General features: G+C 70.3%; 14 protein-coding genes and 2 pseudogenes. 10 read left to right on the forward strand and 6 right to left on the reverse strand.

What is annotated here, in order from left to right; all coding sequences use genetic code 11:
* The first annotated feature begins 46 nt into the window (after window positions 1-46).
* From ABZ267_RS11605 to ABZ267_RS11635, 7 genes and pseudogenes are all read left to right on the forward strand, one after another.
* On the forward strand, window positions 47-865 hold the full coding sequence (locus tag ABZ267_RS11605; RefSeq protein WP_356753391.1) for a TauD/TfdA family dioxygenase: 819 nt from the start codon (window positions 47-49) through the stop codon (window positions 863-865).
* Window positions 866-963: 98 nt separating this feature from the next.
* Window positions 964-1,854: an LLM class F420-dependent oxidoreductase gene (locus ABZ267_RS11610; protein ID WP_356753393.1), complete on the forward strand. Its 891-nt coding sequence runs from the start codon at window positions 964-966 to the stop codon at window positions 1,852-1,854.
* A 148-nt stretch (window positions 1,855-2,002) separates the two neighbouring features.
* Window positions 2,003-3,076 carry a LacI family DNA-binding transcriptional regulator gene (locus ABZ267_RS11615; RefSeq protein ID WP_356753395.1) on the forward strand — a complete coding sequence of 358 codons (1,074 nt, stop codon included), beginning with the start codon at window positions 2,003-2,005 and terminating at the stop codon, window positions 3,074-3,076.
* 98 nt (window positions 3,077-3,174) lie between these two features.
* Window positions 3,175-3,405 (forward strand): annotated as a pseudogene (locus ABZ267_RS11620) (FAD-dependent oxidoreductase); the annotation flags it as partial.
* Between the two features lie 170 nt (window positions 3,406-3,575).
* Window positions 3,576-4,566 (forward strand): annotated as a pseudogene (locus ABZ267_RS11625) (hypothetical protein).
* Window positions 4,567-4,751: 185 nt separating this feature from the next.
* Window positions 4,752-5,423, forward strand: a complete 672-nt coding sequence (locus ABZ267_RS11630) for a DUF5701 family protein (protein ID WP_356753397.1) — start codon at window positions 4,752-4,754, stop codon at window positions 5,421-5,423.
* Between the two features lie 287 nt (window positions 5,424-5,710).
* A complete protein-coding gene (locus ABZ267_RS11635) occupies window positions 5,711-6,541 on the forward strand; it encodes an MHYT domain-containing protein (protein ID WP_356753399.1) in 831 nt (276 codons plus the stop codon).
* Between the two features lie 66 nt (window positions 6,542-6,607).
* On the opposite strand, the gene ABZ267_RS11640 is transcribed toward ABZ267_RS11635, so the two are convergent.
* Window positions 6,608-6,982: a hypothetical protein gene (locus tag ABZ267_RS11640; RefSeq protein WP_356753401.1), complete on the reverse strand. Its 375-nt coding sequence runs from the start codon at window positions 6,980-6,982 to the stop codon at window positions 6,608-6,610.
* A gap of 316 nt (window positions 6,983-7,298) precedes the next feature.
* Between ABZ267_RS11640 and ABZ267_RS11645 the strand changes: the two genes are divergently transcribed.
* Window positions 7,299-8,225: a helix-turn-helix domain-containing protein gene (locus ABZ267_RS11645; protein ID WP_356753403.1), complete on the forward strand. Its 927-nt coding sequence runs from the start codon at window positions 7,299-7,301 to the stop codon at window positions 8,223-8,225.
* Here the strand turns inward: ABZ267_RS11645 and ABZ267_RS11650 are convergent.
* Window positions 8,210-10,027 (reverse strand): NAD(P)/FAD-dependent oxidoreductase, encoded by a 1,818-nt coding sequence (locus ABZ267_RS11650; RefSeq protein WP_356753405.1) that lies wholly within the window; start codon window positions 10,025-10,027, stop codon window positions 8,210-8,212. The two genes, ABZ267_RS11645 and ABZ267_RS11650, sit on opposite strands and share 16 nt — an antisense overlap.
* A 183-nt stretch (window positions 10,028-10,210) precedes the next feature.
* Here ABZ267_RS11650 and ABZ267_RS11655 point away from each other — a divergent pair, with 183 nt between their 5' ends.
* Window positions 10,211-11,230, forward strand: a complete 1,020-nt coding sequence (locus tag ABZ267_RS11655) for an SMP-30/gluconolactonase/LRE family protein (RefSeq protein WP_356753406.1) — start codon at window positions 10,211-10,213, stop codon at window positions 11,228-11,230.
* A gap of 77 nt (window positions 11,231-11,307) precedes the next feature.
* On the opposite strand, the gene ABZ267_RS11660 is transcribed toward ABZ267_RS11655, so the two are convergent.
* The 4 genes from ABZ267_RS11660 to ABZ267_RS11675 all read right to left on the reverse strand — a co-directional run bounded on the left by ABZ267_RS11660 (window position 11,308) and on the right by ABZ267_RS11675 (window position 15,373).
* Window positions 11,308-11,901 (reverse strand): helix-turn-helix domain-containing protein, encoded by a 594-nt coding sequence (locus tag ABZ267_RS11660; RefSeq protein WP_356753408.1) that lies wholly within the window; start codon window positions 11,899-11,901, stop codon window positions 11,308-11,310.
* Between the two features lie 61 nt (window positions 11,902-11,962).
* Window positions 11,963-12,697 carry a VOC family protein gene (locus ABZ267_RS11665; RefSeq protein WP_356753410.1) on the reverse strand — a complete coding sequence of 245 codons (735 nt, stop codon included), beginning with the start codon at window positions 12,695-12,697 and terminating at the stop codon, window positions 11,963-11,965.
* Window positions 12,698-12,791: 94 nt separating this feature from the next.
* Window positions 12,792-13,229 (reverse strand): hypothetical protein, encoded by a 438-nt coding sequence (locus ABZ267_RS11670; protein ID WP_356753412.1) that lies wholly within the window; start codon window positions 13,227-13,229, stop codon window positions 12,792-12,794.
* Window positions 13,230-14,047: 818 nt separating this feature from the next.
* The gene (locus tag ABZ267_RS11675) at window positions 14,048-15,373 is read right to left on the reverse strand and encodes an APC family permease (protein ID WP_356753414.1); all 1,326 of its coding nucleotides are present in this window, start codon (window positions 15,371-15,373) and stop codon (window positions 14,048-14,050) included.
* Window positions 15,374-15,495: 122 nt separating this feature from the next.
* Here ABZ267_RS11675 and ABZ267_RS11680 point away from each other — a divergent pair, with 122 nt between their 5' ends.
* Window positions 15,496-15,951, forward strand: a complete 456-nt coding sequence (locus ABZ267_RS11680; RefSeq protein ID WP_356753416.1) for an SRPBCC family protein — start codon at window positions 15,496-15,498, stop codon at window positions 15,949-15,951.
* Window positions 15,952-15,977: the final 26 nt, after the last annotated feature.

Consider the following 15,977-nt stretch of genomic DNA (forward strand, 5'->3'; position numbering starts at 1 on the left):
TCCGGTCCCCGTACGACAACAGCCACGAGCACAGGGACAGATGGCCATGACCACCGTCACCACCCCGCACGAGATACGCCGCGTCGGACCGAGGATCGGTGCCGAGGTGATCGGCGTCGACCTCACGGAGCCCGTCGAGGAGAAGACCGCCGACGAACTGCGCCAGGCCTTCGAGGAGCACAAGGTGCTGGTGTTCCGGAACCAACACCTGACACCTGATCAGCACGTCGAGGCGGTACGCATCTTCGCGGAGCCGTTCTACCACCCGACCGCCGTCAAGGACACCGCGAACCCGCTGGTCTACCCGTACAACGTCCGCCGGACGGGCAAGGCGAGCACGTGGCACATCGGCGGGCTGTGGCGCAGCCCGGTCTTCGCCGTCGAGTCGCTCACCTACGAGGAGGTCCCCGAACTCGGCGGGCACACCTTGTGGGCCGATCTCCAGGCCGCGTACGACGATCTCTCCGAGCCCTTCAAGGCGCTGCTCGCCTCGGTGAGCGCGGCCTACGACGCCGACCCGCAGAACTACGCCCAAGGCACGAAGCGGACCGCCGTCGCGGAGACCGTCGAACACCCGGTCGTCCTCGAACACCCGCTCACCGGGCGGAAAGGGCTGTTCATCAGCGCCTCGGCGCTCCACCTCACCGGCGTCACCCCGGCGGAGAGCAAGGTGCTCCTCGACCACCTCCTCCGCCACGCCTCGTCGCCGGACTACACCATCCGCTTCGGCTGGAACCCCGGCGACTTCGTGCTCTGGGACAACCGGGCGACCTGGCACTACGCCGTGGACGACTACGGCGACGGCGCCCGCGTCTACCGCAAGGTGATCGGCGTGGAGCGCCCCGGGACCGCGACGACCGCCTGACCCCGCCGCCCGCGACCCGCTCACCGCTTCCGTGCGCCGTACGGGTGAGCGGGTCGCACCGCCGGGAATACCGGCCCCGGGTGACGGTTGATCACACCATGACTTCCTCGACGCATCAGGCATTCGGACGGGTCGGCATCTGGAGCAGCGCGCTGCACGGGTCGCGGACGGACGACGCGGGCAGGAAGGCGATCGCGGAGGCGGTCGCCGAGCTCGAAGAGCTGGGATACGGCACCATCTGGATCGGCGGCAGCCCCTCGCCGGACGACGCGGCCGCCGTCGTCGCCGCCACGCGTACGGTGACGGTGGCCACCGGCATCCTCAACATCTGGAGCCACACCGCCGAGGAGGTGGCCGCGCGGATCGCCGCCGTCGACGAGGCCGCGCGCGGGCGCTTCGTCCTCGGCCTGGGCGTCAGCCACGGCCCGCTGGTGCCGCAGTACGCGAAGCCGTACAGCGCGATGGTCGGCTACCTCGACGCTCTCGACGCGGCGACCCCGCCCGTGGAGCCCGGCGAGCGGGTCCTGGCGGCGCTCGGCCCGAAGATGCTGAAGCTCGCCGCCGACCGGGCGCTCGGAGCCCACCCGTACCTCGTCACCACCGAGCACACGGCCGAGGCCCGCGTGACGCTCGGCCCCGACGCCCTGCTCGCCCCGGAGCTGACCGTCGTGCTCGACACCGACCGCGACCGGGCCCGCACCACCGCGCGGAACATGCTGGACATGTACCTCCAACTGCCGAACTACACCGCCAACCTGCTGCGACTCGGGTTCGCGGAGAGCGACTTCGCGGACGGCGGCAGCGTCCGTCTGCTCGACGCCCTCTTCGCCTTGGGCGACGCCGAGCACGTGACGTCGCGAACTCGGGAGTACCTGGACGCGGGCGCCGACCATGTGGCGCTCCAGGTGCTCACCGCCGACGAAGGCGGCTCCGGACTGCCTCGCGCACAGTGGCGGGAGCTGGCCGAGGCGTTCGGCGAGGAGCTGTAGAAGGCGCCGAATATTAGTCGATTATTAGTCGTTCGACCCCTCTTGACCCTCTCGGTCGCCCAGCGGCAAAGTGCTGGCTAATCCGCATCAGCGCCGCTGGGATTCTCCGCAGCCCGTGACTGATGCGCATTAGTCGAGGGAGTTGAGCATGGCGGAAAAGGGACCCTCCAGGCAGCGGCGTGGCCGGCCGCGCCAGGCCGAGGTGGCCCGGCTCGCCGGGGTGTCGCAGACGACGGTGTCGCTGGTGCTCGGCGGCAACAAGCAGGGCATCGCGCTGCACGAGGAGACCCGGGCCCGGGTGCTGGACGCGGCCCGCGAGCTCGGTTACGTCCCCGATCCGGCGGCCCGCCGCCTAGCAGCCGCCCGCAACAACCTCCTCGGCGTCTTCAGCTTCACCGCCACCTTCCCGACCGCCGTCGAGCACTCGTACTACCCGATCCTCGTCGGCGTGGAGCAGGAGGCCGCCGCGCAGGGCTACGACCTGATGCTCTTCACCGGATCCAGCCCCGGCGGCGCGCAGGCGAAGGATCCCGGCGCGCTGAACCGGGTGCGGCTCGCGGACGGCTGCCTCTTCCTCGGCCGCCATGTCCCGGACGACCAGCTGCGGCAGCTCGTCGCGGACGGCTACCCGGCCGTGCACATCGGCCGCCGCGACGAGCTGGAAGGCCTCGCCTGGGTCGGCGCCGACTACGTGGCCGCCAGCGCCGAGGTCGTCCGCCACCTCGCCGGCCTCGGCCACCGGCGGATCGTCCTGGTCCGCGAGGACGACGACGCCCCGGCCTCCACCGACCGCGAGCACGGCTTCCGTACCGCGCTCGCCGCGTATGCCGCCGACGACCCGGCAGCCGTCGTGCGCACCGCGCGGCCGGCGGACGACATCACGCCGGAGTGGGTGCGCGACCGGCTGGCCGAGGGCGTCACCGCCTTCGTCGCCGAGGAGACCGACACCGGCGCCGCCTGGCGGGTCCTGCACACGGCCGTCGCCGCCGCCGGTCTCGATGCACCGGGCGATCTGTCGCTGGCGCTCCTCGGCTCACCACCCGCCGACCTGGCCACCGTCCGCACGCCGACCGGCTTCGACATCCCGCGCGCCGACCTGGGCGCCGCCGCGGTCCGCATGCTCACCGCGCAGCTCGCGGGCCAGGAGCACGCCGAGCCTCTGGTGGCGTGCGGCTTCCGCGCCGGCAGCACGGCGGGCCCGCCGCCGGGCCGGACCGCCTGAGCACGGAGGCCCCGCGCCGCACCGACAAGGTCGCGTGCCCCACCCCCGTACCACCACACCACCCGTACGCCCACCCCACCGCAAGGAGTCACCACCGCATGCCCACCCCCATCGGCGCCCCCACCGAGACCGACGTCCTCATCGCGGGCGGTGGTACGGGCGGCGTGGCCGCCGCGCTCGCCGCCTGCCGGGCCGGGCGGACCGTCGTCCTCACCGAGGAGACCGACTGGATCGGCGGCCAGCTCACCTCGCAGGCGGTCCCGCCGGACGAGCACCCGTGGGTCGAGCAGTTCGGCGTCACCGACACCTACCGCTCGCTGCGCGACTCGGACGGTGTGGTCGGCGCAGTACTCCGGCGTCAGCCCGCACCAGGTCATGGTGCGGACCCTGCCGTACGTGTGGTGCGTCGCGCTCGGCGGCCTGATCCTCACCGCCACCACCCAGCTCTGACCGTACGAGAACACCTTCCCGTCCATCCGCACAGAGGAGCCGTAACGCCATGACGCTCGACCGCCGCCTCTTCCTGCGCACCGCCACCGCCGGCGGCGCCCTGCTCGCCGTCGGAGCCCAGGGCACCGCACCGGCCGCCGCCGCACCCGGCGGCTTCCCGAACTACCGCTATGTCCGCACGCTGCTGAAGCCGGGCCAGCTCGCGTACAACCCCACCGGTGAGATCATCTTCCCGTGCATCCGCGGCGTCTACGACAAGCTGAGCAACCCGCTCGGCCGCTACTACCTCTACTACGCGCCGCACGACGCGCCCGGCGGCATCTGCCTGGCCTACGGCAACTCGCTGGAGGGCCCCTTCACCGAGTACAAGGGCAATCCGATCGTCCGCAACGACTACTCGCCGCACTACAACGTCAGCCACGTCTCCTCACCGCACGTCCTGGTGGAACGCCGATGCTCGTGAGCTGTGGCTGTACTTCCACGGCGAGAACACCACCACCCGCCTCGCCCGTTCCAAGGACGGCATCACCTTCACGTACGACAAGACGGTCCTCACCACGGCGATGCTGCCGGCGGGCTCCCGCGAGGCCTCCTACGCCCGGGTCTTCCGCCACGACCTGCCGTCGCGGGGCGCGAAGTACGTGATGCTCTTCATGTGGAACCAGGCGGACAACCACCGTGACGTCGGCTGGGGCTGGTCGGCGGACGGCCGGAACTGGACCTTCTCCCAGCAGCCGCTGATCGACCACGCGGCGGTCGGCGCGGTGAACGTCAGCGGGCCGCATCTGCTGACCCGGGGCGGCAGCGCGTACGTCGTCTACCACACGGACAAGGGGAGCGGTGGGGACATCAAGATCACCGAGGTGGGCATGGACTTCTCGCGCCGCAACCATCTCGGCGTGTTCTACAACTCCGGCACCGCGGCCCCGGAGAACGGCCGCGCGGCCGCACCGTCGTTCGGCACCGACGGCGGTGTGCCGTACATGATCTACGAGGCGGGGGAGCGGCTGTCGGGCGCCATCGCGGTGGCCCGCGGGTGACGTTCGCACCTCGCGGTCCCGAAAGGGCGGGTGCGAAGGGGGCGGGGGCGGGAATAATTCGCTGGTCGATCTTGTCCAAGCCGATTCGTCGACGCTGATTCGTTCAACCTGTGTCGTTCGAGCGGCGTCGTTCGAGCCGATTCGTCCAGCAGAGTCCCCGCCACGCCACCGCCCCAGGGAGCATCGTGCCCGAGACCGTGCCCGTCACCTCCACCGTCCGTCCGGATCTCCCGGCCCCGCCCGCGCAGGCGGAGCGGCTGATCGAGCTGGGGGTCCATGAGCTCGCCGGAGTGACGGCGGCGGAGGTGCGCGCCTTCGCGGCGGCCGCCGAGGTCCCCGACGGCGGCGCCGACACCTTGCTCGCCGTCCATCCCGACCGCGTCCCGGCCTCCGCTCTGGCACCACTGCTCCGCCGCGAGGACAAGCCGGGCTTCGTCGTCACCGACATGCCCGATGTCGATCTCTTCAGGCCGCTGGAAGACCTCGCGCTGCCGGATGTGCCGCTCTACCTCGTCACCGGCATCGACCGCGGCGACCAGATGGCCAACTGGAGCCCGAACGAGGTGCTGCCCGTCCTCGGCGAACAGGGTCGCACTCCGCTGGTGCTGACCGAGGGCATCCACTGGGTGTTCCAGCAGCCGCCCGTCCTGGAGCGCAACCACTGCTTCATGACCATCGGCTCCCGGCTCCGCAAGGCCAACGGCGCTCTGGACGCCCGTACTCCCGCGATCTGGATCAGCAACGGCACCGGACGGGACGGCAGCGAGCGGCGGAACGCCCCGAAGGTCGGCTGGTGCTGGGCGGGCAACCGGCACACCTGGCTGGGCTTCGCCTCCGCGACCGGGCGTCGGGTTTGAGGGTCGTGCGCGCGGGTCCGGGGGTGGGGTGAGCGCTGCCCTTGAGCAAGGGCGAAGAGTGTGGCGCGGACATGTGGTTGAATCCTCAATATCAGTTGGCCGAAAACGATCGGTGCATCAGCATGGCCGGCCCTGGGCCGGCAGCGGCCAACCGAGCACACGGAGCGGTGGCTTGCCCAAGGCCGGCGTGCTGGTGCCGGGACGGGCACGGTGGAACGTCCTCCGCGCTGCCGTTCGAGGTGGCGGTTCCGCGGCCACCTCCGACCGCTCGAAAAAGGATTCCCGTCTTGGAAGCCACCGTCTCCAATTTCCACTACGGGGCAGTGACCCCCGTCGCCGCCTTCCTGATGGCATGCCTCGGCGCAGCTCTGGGGCTGCGGTGCACCACCCGCGCGATCCGGCGCGGAACGAAGCGGGCCGGCTGGCTCGCTCTCGGCGCGGTGTCGATCGGCTGCGGTATCTGGACCATGCACTTCATCGCCATGGCCGGATTCACCATTGACGGCATGTCCATGAAGTACGACTCCGGCACCACCGTGCTCAGTCTGCTGGTTGCGATAGCCGTGGTCGTCGTCGGCGTGTTCCTGGTCGGATTCCGTGGGCCGGGAACCGTGGTGCTCACCACGGCCGGCGTGTTCACGGGGCTGGGCGTCGCGGCCATGCACTACCTCGGCATGGCCGCCATGCACGCTCCTGGCGAACTGCGGTACTCCTCTCTGACCGTGGCCTTGTCGATCCTCATCGCGGTCGTCGCCGCGACCGCCGCGCTCTGGGCCGCGGTGTCCGTGCACGGCCTCGGAGCGAGCCTCGGGGCCAGCCTGATCATGGGTGTGGCCGTCACTGGCATGCACTACACCGGTATGGCCGCGGTCGACGTTCCGGTCGACCACCATGGAGCCGGCACCCAGTCGTCCGCGAGCATGCTGTCGTTCCTGCTGGTCATGGTGGCCGGTCCGCTGGCCGCTCTCCTCATGTCCGCCGTCATCGTCATGTTCGACGGCGACGTCATCCTCGGCACCGACGAGCGGAACCCGCGCCTTGCCGTTCCGGTGCCCGCCGCCGGCCGCGCCGTCCCGGGCCAGGACGGACCGGCCTTCCGCCACACCCCGGGCGTCTGATCCCCGCAGGGTGCCTCCGTCCGTACGTCACAGGGTCACGGGACCCCGTGACGTACGGACGTCCGGTCAGATGGAGGTGCCGCAGGTGGCGGAGACGTACCGGACGTATCCGTAGTAACTGATGGCGTACCACTGGTTGCTGGAGGAGCCGCAGGCGTGGACATGGCCTCCCGCCACGGTGCCGCACCCACCGGAGCAGGGCCACGACTCGCCGGGCTTGATCTCGCCCTTGATCTCCGAGTCGCCCCGTGCGTACTCCCTGATACGCGCCAGTTCCCAGCCTGCCTTGACCGTGACGCGGCCGGCGGCCTGGGTGGTGGCCTGAGCGGCCCTGTCGGAGGGGGGCTCCGCTCCGGCCGGTACGGGTGCGCTCAGCGTCAGCGCCAGTGCCTGCGCCACGATGGCGCAGGCCCATGCGATGCGGTGCGTCGGCTTCTTCATGTTTTCTCTCCGGATCCTTGGTTCGGTGGCGGCCGGTGGCCATGTCGGGGGCCCGGACGTCCACGTACGGGTGTGCTCGTCATCCCATCGAGTGGGCGAGCGGCGAGGGTCCCGGCCGCAGGACGGGCGCCGTTGCGGGGCGCCGGCGGGCCGGTGATGGAGAGTTTGTGGCGATGCGTCATCCTTCGCAAGCTTGTCCCGGTTGTTAGCGAGATGTCGGGATCCCTAGGGTGCTGACCTGCTGGGACACGCCTGTCCCGGGACGAGGGACGACCGGCTGGGGCAGGAGCCACGACCGGGACGAAAGGAAGCCGCCATGGGTGCAGGCGCAGCGCCTGATGCCGAGGCCGCCCGCAGACTGGGCGCCGAGCTGCGGACGCTCCAGCAGCGCTCCGGATGCACCCTGCGCGACCTGGAGACCCGGGTACGGATCAGTGACTCGTCGCTGTCGCGGTACTTTCGCGGCACCACCGTCCCGCCGTGGGCCACGGTTCGGGACCTGTGTCGTGCGCTGGGCGCCGATCCGACGGTGTACCGATCGCTGTGGGAAGCCGCCGAGCGGAGCCAGCCGGCCCCGGTGCAGGTGGCGGAGCCCGTGGTGGAGCTGAACCACCAGCCCGAGCCTCAGCCGCGACCACTCGCCGACACCGGTGACCAGCCCGGCCCGCCGCATCGACGCTGGCCATGGCGCCACATCACCGGCGCGGAAACCCGCAACCGCTGGACCTTTGCCGCGGTCGGCGGCGTGGCCGGAGCGGTGCTGGGCTCCTTGCTCACCTGGTCCGTACTGCTTCCGTCCGACGCCCCGGCCGGTCCCGCCGGGAGCACGGAGGCGACGGCGAGCGACGGAACAGCAGTGGCGGGTGGCCCGGCGCAGTCCAGGTCGGCCCGGATCTTCGTCAGCCGCGCCACCGGCGCCTGCCTGGACCACAGCCTCGACCAGAAGCTGCGTACGTACGCGTGCAACGGGCTGAGCTACCAGCGATGGACCGTCCACAAGCTGCCGGACGGCGCCCACCAGCTGCGCAACCACGCCACCGGGGCCTGTCTGAGCCACGGGGAGAAGGAGCTGCGGTCCGTGGGCTGCTCCGCTTCCGCCACGCGGAAGTGGTCGCTCACCACCTGGCCCGACGACTCGGTCGAGGTCAGGAGCGTGGCCACCGGGGCATGCCTGGACGACAGCGTCGCCTCGGGCCTTCGAGCGTTGCCGTGCACCGGCACGAGTCGTCAGCAGTGGGGCTGAGGGCTACGGGTCGCTCTCGGCTGAAGGATCGCCTCCATGGACTCCTCGCGCCACCGTCCCAGAAGCTCATGGAAGGTGACCGCGCCGTGCGGGTAGGTGAAGGGCCCGTTCGGCCGGCCGCGTCCTTCGCGGTTGTAGTACCCAGGGGTGCACTCGGCGTGGAACCACTCGTGGTCCGGGGCGTCCTCGGCGAGCGCGGCGATCCACGCATCCTCATCCGCGCGGGACGGTTCGATGACGGAACCGCCGGCCTCGGCCGCCGCGACCAGGGCGGCGGCGTGGACCGCCTGCTCGTCGAGGATGTGGGTGAAGTTGACGCTGCTGGCGTTGTGGAGGGTACCCATCTGGACCAGGTTCGGGAACCCGTTGCTGGTGAAGCCGTGGAGCGTACGCGGGCCCTCCTGCGCCCATCGGTGCAGCAGTTGCTGACCGCTCCGGCCGTGGACCGGGAGCTTCCCGGAGAGGATGCCGGAGGTGCCGACGGAGAAGCCCGTGGCGAAGATCAGGCAGTCCAGTTCGTACGTCGTGTCGCCGACGACGACACCGTGGTCGGTGACGCGTTCGATGCCGTGGGTGTCGGCCGTGTCGACCAGAGTGACGTCGGAGCGGTTGAAGGCCGGGTAGTACGCGTCCGAGAAGGCGGGTCGCTTGCAGGCGTACCGGTACCAGGGTTTGAGCCGCTCCGCCGTGTCGGGGTCGGTCACGGACTCCTCGACCCGGGCGCGCAGCTCGTTCATCTTGGCGGCGTCGGCCACCTCGTACGCGGTCTCGAAGGCCTTACGGTCGCCCTGCCGGCGGAAGCTCGGCAGGAGTTTCTCCAGGAGGACCGCCGACCGGGTCCAGCGGTCCGCCACGAGATCCCGATCCGCGCCCTCACCGGAGACGATCCGCAGGTAGTTCTCGCGCCGCTCGCGCGCCCATCCGTCACGGTCCGCGCCGACGTCCTGTGCCGTGGTGCGGCGGTTGGCCCTCACGTCCACGGTGGAGGGGGTGCGCTGGAAGACGGTGACGTGGCCGGCGTCCTCGGCCAGCAGCGGAATGACCTGGATGCCGGTGGCTCCGGTGCCGACGACGCCCACGCGCTTGCCCGCGAGGCCGGTCATGCCGCCTTCCGGGGTGCCGCCGGTGTAGGCGTAGTCCCACCGCGAGGTGTGGAACGTATGGCCGGTGAAGTCCTCGATGCCAGGTATCCCGGGGAGTTTCGGCTCGGAGAGCGTGCCGGTGGCGGTGATGACGTACGTGGCCCGGAACGCGTCCCCGCGGTCGGTGGTCACGAGCCACGCCTCCGCCGCCTCGTCCCAGGTCAGGGAGGTGACCGTGGTGGAGAAGAGGGCGTCCGGGCGGAGGCCGAACCTCTCCGCGATCCGCACCGCGTGTCGGCGTATCTCCTTACCCGGGGAGTACTTCCACTCCGGTACATAGCCGGTCTCGTCGAGCATCGGCAGGTAGACGTGCGACTCGATGTCGCAGTGGACGCCCGGATACCGGTTCCAGTACCAGGTGCCGCCGAAGTCGCCGCCCTGCTCCACGATCCGGATGCGCTCCACACCCCGCTGCCGTAACCGGGCTCCCGCCAGGATGCCGCCGAACCCGCCGCCGACCACGGCGACGTCGACCGTGTCGCGTACCGGCTCGCGCTCGGTCGGTTCCGTGTACGGATCGGCGGCGTAGAACCCGAACTCGGCTTCGGTGGCGCGGTACTGGCGGACGCCGTCAGGACGTACGCGCCGCTCGCGTTCAAGGTGGTAGCGCCGCCGGAGCGCCTCCAGGTCCTCGGGAACCGGTATGTGACGATCCGTCATATAAGGCCTCGATCCTGCCGGTCGGACCGTCCGGGATGAACGGTCATCGGCTACGGTAGCAACAACCGGACAGAGGTGTCCGGTTGGAACGCGGGTACGGCACGGCATCCGGCCACAGTGCGTGAAGGTGAGCTGCCCGGCCGGCGGCACCCGCACACAGCGGACAGGAAGAGTGGTTCCTCCATGCGTCGACTCCCGCCCCGTACCTTTGCCGCCGTCGCCACAGCCGGCATGCTGGCCCTCGCCGGATGCGGTACGGAGACAGGTGACCCCGGTGGCCCGGCGGCGGCCGGTGATGCCGCCAGGACCATCCGGGCCCAGAAGGTCATGCAACTGACCCGGACCCACGAGGAGACCGGGATGACGCTGCTGGAGGGCCCGGTCTTCCACCCGGACGGCGGCCTGTTCCTCGTCGACGTCACCGCGCCCGAAGGCAGGCCCAAGGTCATGCGCGTCGACGTGCGGAGGAAGACGGTACGGACCGTCCACACCGACGGCCGAGGCGCCTACACCTCGGCCCAGTTCAGCCCGTACGACGGACGGCTCTACCTCACCGACTACGCGCACGGCGAGATCGTGAGCCTCGCACCGGACGGCGGCGATCCGCGGACCTTCTTCTCCGGCGAGGTCGACGGAGCACGGACGAATCCGGACGACATCGCCTTCGACCAGGCGGGCCACCTGTACGTCAGTGACTCACGCGGCCTGTCCGAAGGGGCGGAGCGCGGGCGGGTGGTACGTATCGACCGCGACGGCGAGAAGGCAAGCGTCCTGGCCGACGACCTGGCCGCGACGAACGGCATCTCGTTCGACGCGGCCTACCGCGGTCTCTGGATCAGCGAGCTGACGCAGAACCGGATCTCGTACCTCCGCCTCGGCGCAGACGGCGACACCTCTTCCCGGCACACCGCGATCCGCGTCGACGGCGGCATCGCCCAGACCGACTCGATCGCCGTGGACGCGGACGGCAACCTCTACCAGGGCCTCCACGGCAGGCCGGCCCTCCTCGTGTACGACCGGCACGGCGAGCACCTGGCGACGGTCGAGGTTCCCGCCCGCGCGGAAGGGCTCGACTCGGCGACCAACGTGGCGATCACGCCTGGCGGCACCAAGGCGTACATGACCGTCAGTGGACCCGGCGGCGGATACCTCTACGTCTTCGACGCCTTGGGGAAGGGCACCCGCCAGTCGAACGGCGGCTGACGGCGCACGCCTGCGATCACCCGCCGACAGGCCGGACCGGCCTCATTTCGAGGGCGGACAGCACAGCACGCCCGCGATCACCCGCCGACAGGCCGTACCGGTCCCACCTCGACTCCGAGCAGCCGCCACGCCGCCAGCGCACGGCGCTCCCGCTCCTCACGGGTCGGGCCGGTCACGGCACCTGAGACCATCGCGACCGCGAGCATGAGATCGTCCGATCCCGCCAGCCGATGGCCGCCCGTCAGATGTCCGCGCAGGCTGCGCGCGACCCGCTCGGACAGGGCCGAGGCGTGCGTGTGAAGGTCGTCCGTCCCATCGCCTGTCCGGTCGGCGTGCAGGAGGCCGATGAAGGCCGCCGACTCCGTCAGATGCCACGTCAGCACACCGAGCACACCGGCCAGGTTCGCGCCCGCGGCAGCGCCCGCCTGCTCGACCTCCCGTACGTTCTCCTCCAGTACGGCGTCCGCCAAGGCGGCCCGGTCCGGGAAATGCCGGTACAGCACGCCCTGCCCGACCCCGGCCCGACGAGCGATCCCGGAGAGCGGGGCGTCCAGGCCGTACTCCGCATAGACCTCGCGCGCGGCGGCGATGAGGGCCGCCCGATTACGCGCGGCGGCCTTCGGCCCGTCGTTCGCGGGCCGTCGCTCCTGCGCGGTGGGGTGCTGCGTCACGTCGGAAGGGTACCGGCCGGGCCTGCTGCCGCAGGGTCGTAGGCTGGGGCCCGGCGTCGCACTACAGCCGAGGCCCCTGCACGAAGAACTCGTTGCCGTCGGGGTCGAACATCAGCACGCGGCCCTCGTCGCTGTCGTCGGCCCTGCTGCTCTCGGGGCGCGTCGCGCCGAGTGAGACGAGGCGGTCGATCTCCACCTCTTGGCCGGTGCCGGAGAGGAGCGCCAGCTCGAAGGAGAGCCTGTTCGGGCCCGTCTTCGGCGCCACCGGCGGACCGCCCCAGGTGATCTTCGTACCGCCGTCCGGCGACTGGATCGCGGTCTCCTCGTCCTGGTCCCAGACCAGAGGCCACCGCAGCGCCGCGCTCCAGAAGTACCCGACCGCCTGCGTACCGTCGCAGGCCAGCGCCCCGATGAAGCCGGTGTCGGCGAGGAACTTGTTGCCCGGCTCGATCACGCAGAACTCGTTGCCGTCCGGATCGGCCAGCACCACGTGCCCCTCTTCCGGGAGCTGACCTACGTCGATATGCCGTCCGCCGAACTCCAGCGCCCTGGCGACCGTCTGCCGCTGATCCTCCGGTGAGGCGCTGGTCAGGTCGAAGTGCGCCCGGTTCTGGCCGGTCTTCGGCTCCTGGCCGGGCAGAAAGCGGATGCGGTAGCCGGTGCCGTCCGGGGACAGGATCGCGGCGCTCTCGTCCGCGCCTCCGGCCACCTCCCAGCCCAGGACCCCGGACCAGAACCGGGCCAGCTCCGACGGCCGGGTGGCCCGGAAACAGATGGCGAACAGCTGACTGGTCATACCTTGTGCATCTCCGATCCACCGCCGGCCGGTCCGGCCCCTGGCCACGCGACGCGCAGCCTAAGGCAGCCGTGGAGCGCCCGCATCCGAGTTTTCACACGTGAGCGCGTGCGAAGGCCTGCGCGAAGTCGGAGTCGCTCACCGGTGGGTCACCGCCGCCTCCTACGCGGAATCCTCGGCAGGAGAGGCCGTCGAGCCGATCGAGCACCTCGCGTCGGAAATGGCCGATCCAGTCGCGCATGTTCTGCTTCTCGTACAGTGACCGAGGGGCGAGGAGCGCCAAGCTGCCACCGGGATATCCGACGTTTTCCCAGAAGGCGCTGTACATACCGATGCTGCTCAGGATCATGCCATTGGTTCGGACTCCATGATCCTTGGACAGACGTGGGTCTGCCTCGAAAATGGCGCTTCCCGTCTCGTGCGAGTAGCCGGAGCCGTGCACTGTGATGACGAGCCCGGCCGCGTCGACCAGCTCGTGGAGGGATTCGACGCGCGTTCCGTAGGCGGCTTGACCAAGAGTGAGATGGAACATGTCGTTACCCTCGAATGAGATGCGATGGTAGGACCTGGAGGCAGCTTTTCGCCTACGAGGTGAGCCGAGCACCAGTGCCGAGTGCTCGGCGACGCCGGCTCGCAGGGCCAGACTTCCGCGATGGACAGGACTTTCGCCGGCAACCTCCAAGCACCTCCCCCCCCGGCCCACCCGCCTCCGCACCGGCCACCTCGGCGGCAGGCTTGCGTTGACCGAGGCAGCCGGGCCACGCACTCGGCGTAGAAGACCTCCGCCGCTCCGCACTCCTGACCAGGCACGAGTGATACCCAGGGCAGCCTGGAGCTGCGTCGCCGCCGTCAACCGCAGGCGGCGATATAGCTGCCGAGAATCTCCGCCGTGCGGTCCGGCAGCTTCTGCGACCTGTTCCACAAAGCTCGTGTGCGGCGCTTAGCTCTCGGGGCTCGTATCCGCCTCCGCAGGAGTGCGATGCAAGATGTCCTCAGTCCGGTCCGGCTCATCGGCGGCAGCCGCCGGGTGATGCAGCGCCGTCCGCTACCTGAGGCCGGCCCTCGCGAGCGGTGAGCTGTTCCGGCTCGCGGCGGGGGCGGTGTCCCGGCTCGGTACGGAACACGGCAGGTCGGCCGTGACGCGCTCGAGGCGGTCAGGTCACCTCGGTGCCAGGAGCCAGCTACTGGCGCTCACGCTTCAACCGCATTTGGGCATGACGACCCGGCCCCTGCAAGCAGCAGCTGCTTCGTGGTCGCGGCGGACCGAACCGAAGGCCGAATTCATGGGAGGTCGCAGCGTGGGGCACCCGGAGAGGATGTGCGGCCGCGGCAAGAATGGGGAAGATCCCGTCAGGACGACCGTCGTGACCGTACTGCGGCGATGACGCCGAGCCCCGCGCCGACAGCCAGCACGATAAGCCCCCTCAACCACACGTCCTGTTCGATCCGGGTGGCGAGCAGGACGCAGGACAGAGCTCCGAGGACCGGGATGAGGGTCGGTGCACGGAAATGGTCCTGGGACACCGTGTCGCGGCGCAGGACGAGGAGCGAGGTGTTGACGAGGAAGAAGACCACCAGAAGCAGCAGAACCAGGGTGGAGGCGAGCGTGGATACATCGCCGGTCAGCGCGAGGAGCAGCGAGAGCGCGGTGGTCGTGGCGATAGCGGCCCAGGGGGTGCGCCGGCCGGGAAGGACCTTCGTCAGGAAGCGGGGCAGGAGGCCGTCCCGCGCCATGCCGTAGGCCAGGCGCGAGGACATGATGCCCGTCAGCAGCGCTCCGTTCGCGACGGCGACCAGGGCGATGGCGCTGAAGAGTTCTGTGGGGACTCCTCCGGCCGTGCGGACGACTTCGAGGAGCGGCCCGCTGGACTCCGTCAGCTTACCGGTCGGCACGGCCACCGCTGCCGCCACGCCGACCAGGGCGTACACCGCCCCTGCCGTGAGCAGCGCGCCGAAAAGCGCTCGGGGATACGAGCGACGGGGGTCGCGCGTCTCTTCGGCCACATTGACGGACGTCTCGAACCCGACGAACGAGTAGTAGGCGAGCACCGCGCCACTGAGCAAGGCCGTCACCGGGCCCTCATGCTCAGTGCCCAGGTCCGTCAGCCTTCCCATGTCTCCGTCGCCGCGCAGCACGATCCAGGCGCCGAGCCCGATCACCAGGAGCAGTCCGCCGACTTCGATGACCGTGGCGACGACGTTGGCCCGGGTCGACTCCCGGATGCCCCGCCCGTTCAGCAGCGCCAACGCGGTGAGGAAGACGATCGTCACCAGCACCACGGGGAGGGTGACGAACTCGGACAGGTAGTCCCCGCCGAACCCCCGGGTCAAGGCGGCCACCGACACGATGCCGGCCGCCAGCATGCAGAAACCGGCTAGGAAGCCGAGGAACGGGCCGTAGGCCAAGGTGGCGTAGTGCGAAGCGCCGCCCGCCCGCGGGTACTTGGTGACCAGCTCCGCGTAGGAGGCGGCTGTAAGGAGAGCCAGACAGAGAGCCACGAGCAGGGGAGCCCACACAGCACCGCCGGATTCAGCGGCGACCTGGCCCACCAGGACGTACACGCCTGCCCCGAGGACGTCTCCGAGAATGAAGAAGTAGAGCAACGAGGTGGTCAGAGTTTTTTTGAGAGGTGTTGAAGAGTCCGTGGCCGGGGGAGTCGTATGAAGTGGTTTCACGTGGCACCACGTACCCGGTCTGCTGCCCCGCAGACGGCGAACCCCTCGTATGCCTGCGAAAGTGGACGCGTAGGGCAGACGATGCCGGGTACCGGAGGGCTCGACGAGAGGTGGAGAGACCGATGGCTGTACGACACCGATTGATCGAACGTCCCGTCGAGGACGTGTGGGCGGTCCTCGCGGACCCCACGCGCTACGGCGACTGGGTGGTCGGAACATCTGACTCGGCGCCCGGCGAAGGCACCTGGCCCGAGGTCGGGGCCGACATCACGTACACGGTCCAGCTCGGCTGGTGGTCCGCCCAGGGACGCACGGTCGTCCGACGCTGTGAAGCCCCGCACGTGCTGGAGCTGGAGGCCGAGAGCGGATGGCTGGGCACCGGCCGGATCGCGCTGAAGGTACGTCGCTGGGGACAGAACACGCTGGTGATCATCGACGAGCACCCCCTGCGAGGGCCCGCCGCGAAGCTCCACAACACCGCCGTCGACGCTCTCGTCCAGGTGCGTCACCGCAGTATGCTCGCCCGTCTGGCGGAAGTGGTCGAGAGGACCCCGAGGGGCGCACATCAGGTCGCATGACCGTCGCAGCCGCTGGTGGGACGACG

Origin of the sequence: Streptomyces sp. NPDC006174, from assembly GCF_040614075.1 — a bacterium.
In the GTDB taxonomy this organism is placed as follows: Bacteria; Actinomycetota; Actinomycetes; order Streptomycetales; family Streptomycetaceae; genus Streptomyces.

Excerpts from the sequence above, each read along its gene's own strand:
- ABZ267_RS11605 (WP_356753391.1), top strand. The coding sequence starts at position 47 with ATGACCACCGTCACCACCCCGCACGAGATACGCCGCGTCGGACCGAGG.
- ABZ267_RS11610 (WP_356753393.1), top strand. The coding sequence starts at position 964 with ATGACTTCCTCGACGCATCAGGCATTCGGACGGGTCGGCATCTGGAGC.
- ABZ267_RS11615 (WP_356753395.1), top strand. The coding sequence starts at position 2,003 with ATGGCGGAAAAGGGACCCTCCAGGCAGCGGCGTGGCCGGCCGCGCCAG.
- ABZ267_RS11640 (WP_356753401.1), bottom strand. The coding sequence starts at position 6,982 with ATGAAGAAGCCGACGCACCGCATCGCATGGGCCTGCGCCATCGTGGCG.
- ABZ267_RS11645 (WP_356753403.1), top strand. The coding sequence starts at position 7,299 with ATGGGTGCAGGCGCAGCGCCTGATGCCGAGGCCGCCCGCAGACTGGGC.
- ABZ267_RS11650 (WP_356753405.1), bottom strand. The coding sequence starts at position 10,027 with ATGACGGATCGTCACATACCGGTTCCCGAGGACCTGGAGGCGCTCCGG.
- ABZ267_RS11655 (WP_356753406.1), top strand. The coding sequence starts at position 10,211 with ATGCGTCGACTCCCGCCCCGTACCTTTGCCGCCGTCGCCACAGCCGGC.
- ABZ267_RS11665 (WP_356753410.1), bottom strand. The coding sequence starts at position 12,697 with ATGACCAGTCAGCTGTTCGCCATCTGTTTCCGGGCCACCCGGCCGTCG.
- ABZ267_RS11670 (WP_356753412.1), bottom strand. The coding sequence starts at position 13,229 with ATGTTCCATCTCACTCTTGGTCAAGCCGCCTACGGAACGCGCGTCGAA.
- ABZ267_RS11680 (WP_356753416.1), top strand. The coding sequence starts at position 15,496 with ATGGCTGTACGACACCGATTGATCGAACGTCCCGTCGAGGACGTGTGG.